This window comes from Azoarcus taiwanensis, assembly GCF_012910885.1.
GTDB classification, from domain to species: Bacteria; Pseudomonadota; Gammaproteobacteria; order Burkholderiales; family Rhodocyclaceae; genus Azoarcus_F; species Azoarcus_F taiwanensis.
In genome coordinates, this window is the sequence record NZ_WTVM01000134.1 from 1 (window position 1) to 10,355 (window position 10,355).

Below are 10,355 nucleotides of genomic sequence, written 5' to 3' on the forward strand. Positions count from 1 at the left end.
CAACATGCCCACTTTGATCACTCCTCGATCCCCCGCCCAAAACACAGCAGGGTAGTCAATCAAAGGTGGGTCAAATTTCGATGCAAATTACCCCGGCAAGTGGGTCAATTCTGGATGGCCGTCAACACACCTCGGCATTCTTCGGGTCGGCGTCCAGCATTCGCTGTGCCTCATCAGACGTAAGCACGAAGCCCATACCAAGTACGTAGGAGCCAATGAAAGCCTTGCCTTCGTTGGCTTTCAGCCTCTTCGGACTCCATTCCTCACGATCGGAGAGGAAAGCCGATATAAAGGGAGCCGATCGCCCGAGCAGAGAGCGTTCGCCCTGCCACTCGCCTTTGTGAACATGCACGCGACTGGTGACGACCGCCGCCTTCCCGGGCCACGGTTCGTTTGGGTAGGCTGCATGGATGACGGCACCCGCGCCGACCATCGCTTCCAACCCGACCTGCCGCGTGTCGCCTTCCGCGATGGTGTTGACCGCGAGCAGGCCGAAACCGCCACCTTCGCGCAGCAGGCTCCAAGCACGCAGGAAGAAATAGGCGACCAGATCAGCCGAGCCGCGACGCCCCTCCGCGATGTACGCGACCAGCCAATCGCGGAAGGCAGTGCCCGCGACGCCGGTGATGCGCTGTCCACCCAGGAAGGGTGGATTGCCGACGATGCCGTCGAAGCCGCCGCGCTCACGCGCGAACACTTCCGGAAACTCCAACGGCCAATGGAAGGGTCTCCGCGCAGGCTTGTCTCCGGCCAGATCGGTCGAGAGCGCAGCGACCGATCTCCGGCGCATCGAGGCGAGCACTTCGCGGTCGCCATCGATGGCTTGCCCGGCCTGGATGGTCAGTGACGCCAGCGCGTTCTCCAGCGCCGTGCCGCCGACCGATGCGAACACCTCCCCGATGAAGGCATCGGCGATGCATTCCGGCACTTCGAGCCTACGGCGCGCGTCAGCGTCCAGATGCGCCATGGCTTCCACGTCGCGGATGTCACGGATGGGCATCTCGCGCAAGCGTGAGCGCAGTTCGATGGCCTCACGCACGGCCTGCTCAACGTTCTGGCCGAACAGGCGTAGCTGGCCCTGGCCGGTGGGATTCATCGAAAGCTGGGTGAGTTGATCCAGCCGATGGATGCCGAGCAGGCTGTCGCCACAGTGCAGGTTGTGGTCGAGGAAGCCGAAGGGACGCCCCTTGGCCAGCGTCACCAGCCAGATGGAAAGCTTGGCCAGTTCGACCGCCAGCGGGTTCAGATCAACGCCATAGAGGCCGCGTTCGGCGATGAGGCGGCGGGCGGCAATGGTGCGTGTCTCGGTGTCACGCGGTAGCGCCTCGACGCTGGCGCTGGCATCCGCCACCTGCCCATCGACACCGATCGTGTGGCCCTGCGCCTCGGCCTGCGCCCATGCCTCCACCAACCGGTCGGCCAGCCACCTGCAGGCTTGCACGAGGAATGCACCCGAACCCATCGCCGGGTCACAGATCTTCAGATCGAGCAGATCGGCGGGGGATCTCAGCGCCCAGTCCGCGCGGGGCGTACCCTGCGTCGGGCCGACGTAGGCGATGGGGGTGAGCGTCTCGGCGACGATGGCTTCGGTAAGCGACTTCGGCGTGTAGTGGGTGCCGGTCTCACGGCGGTCAGAGCCGGTGGTGACGATGAAGGCCCCAGCGGGATAGACCAGCGGGTAACCCCAAGGGTCGGTGCGCACCATATGGCCGAATGGCTTGATGCGATCGCGTAGCGCCGTGTCGCCGTGGCAAGCCGTCAGCACCCGATCGGCGAGCGAATCGTCAACGGGACGAGCCAGATCGTTGCGTACGCGACTGGCGGAACTGCCGGAGCGCTGCTGGAGCAGTTCGGTCAAGCGGTCGGCACCGTCCAGCCTCGCAGATTCGAGTTCGGCCAGCGTGATCCAGGGCGACTGGGCGCTCTTGGTGGCGTCGAGTTCCAGCGTGACCTCGGCGGTGCGCTTGACGGTGCGCTCCAGCAGACCCTCATAGACGTAGCCGATCTGCTCGACGTCCAGTGCCCGATACGACAGCGTGCGCCCCTGGAATTGCTGGATGGCTTCGAGCAGCAGCAAGACGGTGCGGTTGTCGATCGGCAGCGGCTTGGCTGGGTCGGTGCGCCAATCGGAACCACGGGCGCGGCCTTCGAGGAAGGGGAAACGATCCGGATCGAACAGGGAGCCGCCCAGCGCGGGGAGGCGCAGGTTTTCGTGCTTGATGCCGCCGTACACGGCGCGGAAGACAGCCAGCAGGCGCGACCACGCATCCCAGCGACGCTCCAGAATCTCGTCGGATTCGGCGCGCAACTGCATCCGTAAGGTCGAGAGCGCGTAGTTCGCCTCGTAGCGTTCGTCGCCCAAGAGCAGTAGGCCGCGCTCTTCGGCGGAGAGCAGGAAGACCAGCCGCATCATCACCGTCAACGCCGCTTCGTAGAGTTCGGCTTCCTTCACGCCACGTAGCAATTCGCGGTCGCGATCTTGGTCGGCTTTGTCGAGCGACTGGATGAGCACTTCGACCGCGCGCCGCACCTGCTCGCCCAAGGCGTCGGTCACATCGTCCTGGAACTTCAGCGAGCGATCGAAGAGCGCGGGCAGCCGTTCGGATTCATCGACGAAGAAACGCCGGATTCCCAAGAGGTGGACGAAGGCTTGGAGGGTGATGGATTCCTGCCCCCAGATGCGCGCATACCAACTGGCGAAGGTAGTGACTGCGCCTACCGGCGCATCGACCATCATCCAGCGTTCGCCGTTGGTCACCAGCCCGAGGCGGCAGCCCGTGGCGCGGCAGAGCCTGACCATACGTTCTGCCGGTGTGCTGGCCCAGCCGTCCAGCTTCTGGGTGGCATCGAGATCGACATCCTGCCCGTAGGCGTGGACGAGCATCAGCGGCTGGTCGCCGTTGCCGACAACGGCGAAGTCCGGCAACAGGGTCACCCCGTGCTCGGGCAGATCGGCGGTCAGGTGCGCGACGCACCAATCCTTGCGTTTGAGCACGTCGCCGCGACCGTCCTCGTCGAGTTCCAGTCCACGCGACAAGACCTCGTCGATCCATGCCGCATGCAGGTCTGCGAAATGCAGATCGTCGGTTTCCAGTGCCTCGCGCCATTCGTCGTAGGCTTGCCGCAGCCGCTTGCGCTTGGCTGCATCCAGTTCTTCCAGACCCTGCGGAAAGGCTTCTTTCAGGACGGGAACGGCGAGGAAAGGGCCGGAAATCTCGACGAGCGAGAGCCAGTCGTGGTGTTGGGTCTGCGTCACCATTCAGGCTCTTCCGCGAAAAATGAGATGGTGACGCTGTCATCGGTGCTCGACCAGCGATGTCCGCAACCACAAACGATGGAGCCATGGAGTTCGACGAATGCCTTCGTCCCACAGTCTTGGCAGTGGATACGCGCGCACTTGCATCCGCGGCACTGACCTGCAAGCCACCAGAACCACGCGCCTCCATCGAGGGTGACCGCACCTTCTTGATCGAGCACGATGCAGTCGGCATCGCAGGATGGGCACATCTTCCATTTGTCAGGAACGATCAAATCGAGGGCGTCTTCCACCGACAGAAGTTCGAGGCCGCATCCAGCATGGTCAGCCTTCTTCTTGGCTGGCTCCGTCCACCCATTCGCCACGACGACGATCGCTTTGTTTGCGCCAACGGCATCAGCGAGTGCGAGGACTGACTCGACCTCTCGCACATCGATGGGAACGGCGTGGAACTTGGCATCGACGATCATCTTCAGCGGATGCCCCTTGGCCTCGATTTCGATGAGCACGTCGATTTGCCGTAGCTGGCCGGTGATCTTGTCCGGAACCATGACGTTTCTTCTGACGTTACCGAAGTCGTCGATTTGCTCGTAGAACTCGGCGACGGCCTCCTGATATTCCTGCCAGGTCATCATTTCGCCACCCCTGACGTGGACTCGGGCACGACGAAGATCACGGCGACCGGGAAGGTGCGGTCGTCGAGCTTGGCGTAACGGGATTCGATGGCCTGCGTTTCCATCCGGCGCTCGTCAGGGATGCGCGCGAGGCGCGCTTCCAGCGCGGCGATGTCGCGGCGGAGTTGTGTGCGTTCATCCTCGGTGAAGAGCGAGAGCTGTTCGGGCTGCTCGCCTTTCTTCAACTCGGACTGGATCGCCTTCTCCAGTTCGTCGAGCACGGTGCCGATGTCGTCGATTTCCTGCTGTCTGCGGGTCTGGAGCGTGTTGGCCAGGTGTCGGAGACGCTCCTTCGAACGCGCATCCACCGCTTTCAGGATGGCTTCCTGCTGACGGTCGAAGCGGACGCGAAGTGCGTCGAACAGGGACGGGGCTGCTGTGATCGGCCTCGAACCGTCCAACCACTGCTGGACGCGGGTGACGCCTTCTTCGCGGCGGAAGGATTGGTCGCGCAGGTAGCCGCCGGATACCGTCAGTTCCTCGTGCAGCCGATGATGGTTGCCACCCGTGACGACCAGCCGCGAGACGACGACCACGGCGGGGCTGTCGATGAGCGCATCCGGCACGGTGCGGACGGTGACGCGGTGCAGTTTCTTCACGTCGTCCTGCGCCCAGATCTCGGCGCGCAGCAACCGCAGGCACATCTGCACCAAGCGATGGTTCAGGTGAACGAGCACGACGTCGTCGCGGCCACTGGCGACGGCGTGGTCGAAGGTGATGGGCCGTATCCGCTGGGTGTGCGGGTGACGCAGCCCTTCCAGACATCGCGCCCAGGAGCCGGACAGCGCCGGCATCCGGAACACGCTGCCCGAGGGTGCGCCCGGTAGCTCGGCGGGTTCCAGCGGCGGACGGCCCGCCAGCGCGAGGCCGGTCTTCACGGCCATCAGGACGTGGTCGGGCGTGAGGTGGAAATCCTGCTTGGTAGTGAGGAGACGTTCGTGCAGTTTGGCGACGCGCTCCTTCAACTCACGTTCGGCACGAACGAAGTTCTTGGCCCGTGCGATCCGTGCCTCGGCGAGACGAGTGTCCAAATCCTTCAAGGAGCCTTCGATCAGACCGGACATCTGCGGCGCGATGACCGGATTGACGCTGCCCATGTCGGCGCGCATCGAGTCCAGTTTTCGCAAGGCGCGCAGGATGTCCTCGCCGTGGCCACCGACCGATGCGCCGCTCGTGTCGCCACCATCGACCGGGTGCCAGATCAGCACTTCCTTTTCGCGCTGTCCGTGGCGGTCGATACGCCCGTTGCGCTGCTCCATCACATTGGGGTTGTAGGGAATCTCCAAGTGGATGAGCCGATTGCAGTGGTTCTGCAAGTCGATGCCTTCGGACGCCGCGTCGGTGGCGAGCAGGATGCGGACGGGTGAATCCTGTGGCGATGCCTGGAACGCCGCCTTGATGGGTTCCCGTTCCTCTTGAGAGAGGCCGCCGTGGAGCAGGCCGAGACGCTCGCCGCCGAAGCCGTGGCTGGCGAGGATTTGATGCATCCACTGGTGTGTGGTGCGGTATTCGGTGAACAGGATCACCCGGCGATCGTTCCACTGACCGTCCGGCTTGAGGTTGGCCGTGAGCCAGTCGAGGATGGCTTCGGCCTTGGAGTCGGCCTGATTCCTGGCTCGCTGAGCCCACACCCTCAAGTCGTCCAGCGTCGCCCGCTGCTCCGGCGTCAGCGGCGTCGAGCGGCGCGTGGCTTCCTCGATGGCTTCGGCTTGGGCGTTCTCTACCTCCTGATCGTCGGCATAGTCTTCGTCGACTTTTAGGATGGCCTTGTGCAGAATGCGCTCCGCCATCGCGTCCGACTTCGCGGACCGTGCTTCGGACAACGATGCGACGTGCTTTTCCAGAGTGGACGCGAACGCCGCTGGCGACGAGAGCAGACGCTTCTTGAGGAGGCGATTGACGAAGGCCGTGCCGAAGCCATTACCTGATTTCTCGGCATCTTTTTCGCGGCTGGCGCAGTAGTCGTCCAACTTGCGATGAATCGCGCGCTCTTCCGCCGTGTACGGGACTTCGAGCGCCTGCAAGGTGCGCCGGGCGTACAGGGGGTTGCCGTGCGCATCGACCAGATCGCTTTTCAGGCGACGGATCATCACCTGACTTAGGCGCTTTTCGTCGGGGAGGATGTTGCGCGCGAAGCGCTGGTCGTCGAGCAATTCCAGCAGCGAGGTGAACGACTCGGTGTAGCCGTTGTGAGGTGTCGCGGTCAGGAACAGGCGATGCTGGAAGTGCGGGCCGATGGCGCGGACGAAGCGTGTGCGCTGGCTCTCCAGCGCGTAGTGCGCGCCTGCGGCGGGCGCGACGTTGTGTGCTTCGTCCACGACCAGCAGGTCGAACTTGCGCGGATGGCCGACGTGCGGCGGGATCACGTCGCGCATGGCGCGCAAACCCTCGCCGCCCTTGGCCCAATCCATCGACGTGATGAGGCGCGGATGCGACGTCCACGGATTCGCGTGGATGCCGCGCTCGCGCCGCAACCGTTTGATGTAGTCGGTGTCCACCACGCGGAAATCGAGGCCGAACTTCTCCAGCATCTCGACGCGCCATTTCTCCTGAAGCGACGCAGGGCAGACGATCAGGATGGTGCGGGCACGGTGCCGCAGCAGCAGTTCCTGAATGACCAGACCGGCCTCGATGGTCTTGCCGAGGCCGACGTCGTCGGCGATGAGCAGATTGACGCGAGCCATGTCGATGGCTCGCACCAGCGGATCGAGCTGGAAGTCCTCGATGCTGACGCCGCTGCGGAACGGCGCTTGGAGAAACCCTCGGTCGGCGTTGGTGGCGGCGCCCCACCGCACGGCGTCGAGGAAGGCGTCGAGCATGCCCGAATCGTCCTGCCCCGTGACCGAGGGCAGGCCCGCGCGTTCGATGACCTGGGCACCCGGCTCGATTTCCCAGACGACTTCCAGTTCCTCGCCGAGACCATCTTCGTCGATCGACGATAGCGTCACACAATGTTGGGGAGTGCCGGTATCCAGCCGAGCGGCATCGACGTCGGCCACCACCCACTGACGACGGCGCACCTCGACCAGTTGTCCTGGCTCAGGCCTCGCGCGATACGTCTGGGCTTGCTGCTCGGTTTGGACCTCCATGCGATTGCCATCTCCCCTTTTTCAGTTTTTCGCATTCACGCCGGACGACGAAACGCGACGCTGTGCGTCGACCGTGGCGATCACGCGCGCGACAGCTCTTGCCGCCTCGGTCGGTGATTCGTGCGACCAGAATCGGAGTACCGTCCAGCCGACGGAGCGAAGCCGCTCATTCGTGTCCGCGTCCCGCTTCCGGTTCGCCTCGATCTTCTGCTGCCAGAACTCCGCATTCCGTTTCGGCCAAGTGGCATGCTCGGGGCAGCCATGCCAGAAACAGCCATCGACGAAGATGGCGATCTTTCGCCCGGGAAACGCGATATCCGCGACGCGACGGGGCTTCCTCAGAACCTCGTAATCGATCCTGTAGCGCAGACCGATTCGATACATCTCCCTCCGCAACGCCACCTCCGCATCCGTCCCTTTCTGCCTCACCTTCGCCATGCGGCGACTGGTATCGGGTGACGAGGGCAGGAGTTGCGGCATAGAGCGGTCCTCGTCAGTCCATCACCGAGCCGTGACCGACGCGAGGTGTTGGTTGATGCTGCGGGCGATGGCGCGACCGAGATCGACGGGAACCGCGTTGCCGATGAGCCTCCCGAGCACCTTGAAACTCACCTCGCCATCCGGCGGGATGAATGCATAGTCGCGCGGGAAGCTCTGCAAGATCGCGGCTTCCCGTAGGGAGATGGCTCGATCCTGCTCAGGATGACCGAAGCGACCGTTGCCGAACCCGTAGCACTGGGTCGTCATGGTCGGCGCAGGCTTGTCCCACTCCATGCGCCCATAGACGCCCGGATAGGTGCGCCCGCTCTCGGCGCGGTGGCATTCGGCGATCAAGTGTTTGGGCCAGTCGCGCCAAGTGCCGCCGGGCTTGGAGACCTTGATCCGCTTGAGGTTCGTTTCGGACAGCGTCGAGGTGACGTGCAGTTTGTCTCTGGGCGCGGACTCTCCGGCACTGAGCGGTCGCAAGTGCGCGATGGCCTGTCGAACGGTTTTCGGTTTCTCGTGGGTGGGCGGGATCATCTCGATGCTGCCGTGCTTAGAGGCCAGCAGCACCATCCGCCGCCGCATCTGCGGGACGCCATAACGAGAGCTGTCGACGACATCGAACCAAACCTTGTACCCGAGCCGTTTCAGCGTATCCACGAAGTCGTGGAACACCTCGTGCTTGGCGACGGTCGGCACGTTTTCCATCGTGATGACATCGGGACTGGAGCCCTTCGCGAGGCGAGCGAATTCATACAGGAGGCCCCACTTGCCATCTTTGCCGTCTAGCTCGTAGCGCTGCGCGTAGGTCGAGAAGGGTTGGCATGGCGCGCAGCCCGCGAGAATCGTCAGATCGGCGTCACCGAACAACGCCTTCAGCTCGGCGATGGTGACCTTACTGATGTCTCGCTCCACGAATCGGGCCTGGTTGTTGGCCTCATAAGGGAAGCGGCAGGCGGGGTCCATATCGATTCCGGCGACGACAGGCACACCCTCCAGAACGAAGCCATGCGTCAATCCGCCAGCACCGCAGAACAAATCAACACAAGAAATTTGTGTCACATCAAACCTCCCCATTTGCGGGCATGTTCCGTTGTCCGATCCATGCGGCGTAGGGTCGGGAGCCATGCGTAGTACTGGCTCTGATGCGGCGTCAGAAGCTGTTGCATCATCGGCAGCGCTCCTCCCCTGGACCATGACCAGTTGCACGAACTTGGTAGTCGGTCACTTCGCCTCCGGCTTCTTGTTGATGCTTTCCGCGATCCAGCGATCCAGCTCCGAGCGGCGAAAGCGCCAGGTTCCCCCAAGCTTGAACGCCGGAATCTCTCCTTTCTGGGCAAGGCGATAGACCGTCCGTTTCCCGGCTTTGAGGTAGGCCGCGACCTCCTCAAGCGTGAGGATCTCGCTCTCGACTTCAGTCATCCGGAAACCATCCGATCTGGCCTTTCGTAGATTACGATTGCCAAGTTTAGCCAATTCTACCAAGCTGCGGTAGGCGCTGGCCAACTCCGCAATCCCGGGAGCATTGCACGGTTGATCGCCAGCTCGCCCCGGAAATCCGGTCATGCCGTAGTTCCCATTCCCTGCGGCGCGAAGCGAGGGCGCGCCACAGCATCTGGCCATCCGCTTCAACGGGGAATGGCACGATGGGACAGACCAACCGCCGCACATCCGCATGGCCTGCGCTTGCCGTGGTGTTGGCTGTGTCGTTCTCGGCGCTGCAGCCTGCCGCCGCTGCCGACAGCCTCGCCTCGGAGCGTGAGCAGCTCGCCGCGCTTGCCCGCCAACTCGACCTGATCGACCGCCTCGCCGAGCACGCCGCCCATACCGCTCCGCAGGAACGCGCCCGCTACCACTTCGACTACGCCCGACTGCGCGCCGACCTGAAGCGCGTTCGCGCCGGCCTGCAGGACTACCTCGTGCCCCAGCGCGCCCAGCCGCGCGATCCCGTCCCGCTGGCCGGCGATTACGTCCGCCGCGACCGCGCCGACGACGAGGAGCCATCGCCATGACGCCCTCTGCCGATCAGGTCGCTGCCTTCCAGGCCAACGGTGGCTTTGCGCCTTCGGCCGTCTCTGCCGTGGTGCTGGGCTTCGTGTTCGCCGTGTTGCTGCTGTGGGGCGTGTGGGCCATGCGCACCGCCTACGTCGGCTGGGTCGAGCACCGCATCACCGAGCGTCAGTTCCTCGCCGTCGTCGTGCGCTTCGTGGCGATGTACCTGGTGCTGACCTTCTTTCTCCTCTCCTGACCGTCACGAAGGGCCACACGCCATGAACACTCCAACGACATCCCATCGCATTCCGTTCCGCATCGCCGCACCGCTGCTGCCGCTGGCGCTCGCGGGCCTGCCGCTGTCGGCCTTCGCGCAGGGCCTGCCGACCATGGAAGACCCATCGCGTGGCCAGGGCAGCGGCATCCTGCAGACCTTGCAGAACTACGGCTACGACATCGTGCTGCTGATCGCGCTGCTCGTGGTCGCCTCGATGTTCGTCGGCGTCTGCTATCACGCCTACACGCGCTACTCGGAGATCCACACCGGCCGCGCCACCTGGGGACAGTTCGGCCTGACGGTCGCCGTGGGCGCGATCCTCCTGGTGGTCGGCATCTGGCTGCTCACCAAGGCCACCGGCGTGCTGTGAGGGCGGCAAGCGATGGCCGTCCCTTCGGAGACCCCGCAAGACACGCTGGTGACCTTCCTGCCGCATCGGCTGAACCGCCAGCCGGTGGTCGTGCGCGGGCTGACCGCCGACGAGTTGTGGATCTGCGCCGGCCTGTCGGCCGCAGCCGGGTTCGCGCTCGGCCTGCCGCTGGCCTGGCTCACGCACAGCAACGCCATGGTGCCCACGCTGATCG

General features: G+C 64.1%; 10 protein-coding genes. 4 read left to right on the top strand and 6 right to left on the bottom strand.

All coding sequences use genetic code 11. The features are described 5' to 3' along the window. Window positions 1-121 precede the first annotated feature (121 nt). The 6 genes from GPA21_RS16610 to GPA21_RS21385 form a co-directional block, all read right to left on the bottom strand. On the bottom strand, window positions 122-3,259 hold the full coding sequence (locus GPA21_RS16610; protein ID WP_211163658.1) for an Eco57I restriction-modification methylase domain-containing protein: 3,138 nt from the start codon (window positions 3,257-3,259) through the stop codon (window positions 122-124). Then, window positions 3,253-3,891, bottom strand: a complete 639-nt coding sequence (locus GPA21_RS16615) for a restriction endonuclease (RefSeq protein ID WP_023093123.1) — start codon at window positions 3,889-3,891, stop codon at window positions 3,253-3,255. Before GPA21_RS16615 ends, GPA21_RS16610 begins: the two co-directional genes overlap by 7 nt. Then, window positions 3,888-7,019 (bottom strand): DISARM system SNF2-like helicase DrmD, encoded by a 3,132-nt coding sequence (gene drmD / locus GPA21_RS16620; RefSeq protein WP_023093122.1) that lies wholly within the window; start codon window positions 7,017-7,019, stop codon window positions 3,888-3,890. The genes GPA21_RS16615 and drmD overlap by 4 nt, the downstream gene beginning before the upstream one ends. Before the next feature lie 21 nt (window positions 7,020-7,040). After that, entirely contained in the window at window positions 7,041-7,499 is a 459-nt protein-coding gene (locus GPA21_RS16625; protein ID WP_023093121.1) for a very short patch repair endonuclease, read from the bottom strand. Between the two features lie 21 nt (window positions 7,500-7,520). Further along, window positions 7,521-8,579, bottom strand: a complete 1,059-nt coding sequence (locus GPA21_RS16630) for a DNA cytosine methyltransferase (protein WP_031637509.1) — start codon at window positions 8,577-8,579, stop codon at window positions 7,521-7,523. Window positions 8,580-8,726: 147 nt separating this feature from the next. Beyond that, window positions 8,727-9,068 (bottom strand): helix-turn-helix domain-containing protein, encoded by a 342-nt coding sequence (locus tag GPA21_RS21385; RefSeq protein ID WP_425477752.1) that lies wholly within the window; start codon window positions 9,066-9,068, stop codon window positions 8,727-8,729. Window positions 9,069-9,148: 80 nt separating this feature from the next. Here GPA21_RS21385 and GPA21_RS16640 point away from each other — a divergent pair, with 80 nt between their 5' ends. The 4 genes from GPA21_RS16640 to GPA21_RS16655 all read left to right on the top strand — a co-directional run. Beyond that, window positions 9,149-9,514, top strand: a complete 366-nt coding sequence (locus GPA21_RS16640; RefSeq protein ID WP_023093118.1) for an integrative conjugative element protein, RAQPRD family — start codon at window positions 9,149-9,151, stop codon at window positions 9,512-9,514. Next, on the top strand, window positions 9,511-9,750 hold the full coding sequence (locus GPA21_RS16645) for a TIGR03758 family integrating conjugative element protein (protein WP_023093117.1): 240 nt from the start codon (window positions 9,511-9,513) through the stop codon (window positions 9,748-9,750). Before GPA21_RS16640 ends, GPA21_RS16645 begins: the two co-directional genes overlap by 4 nt. A 22-nt stretch (window positions 9,751-9,772) precedes the next feature. Further along, window positions 9,773-10,141, top strand: coding sequence for a TIGR03745 family integrating conjugative element membrane protein (locus GPA21_RS16650; protein ID WP_023093116.1), 369 nt, complete (start codon window positions 9,773-9,775; stop codon window positions 10,139-10,141). 12 nt (window positions 10,142-10,153) lie between these two features. After that, window positions 10,154-10,355, top strand: a 202-nt coding sequence (locus tag GPA21_RS16655; RefSeq protein WP_168989242.1) for a DUF3487 family protein, incomplete at its 3' end; no start/stop codon positions are given.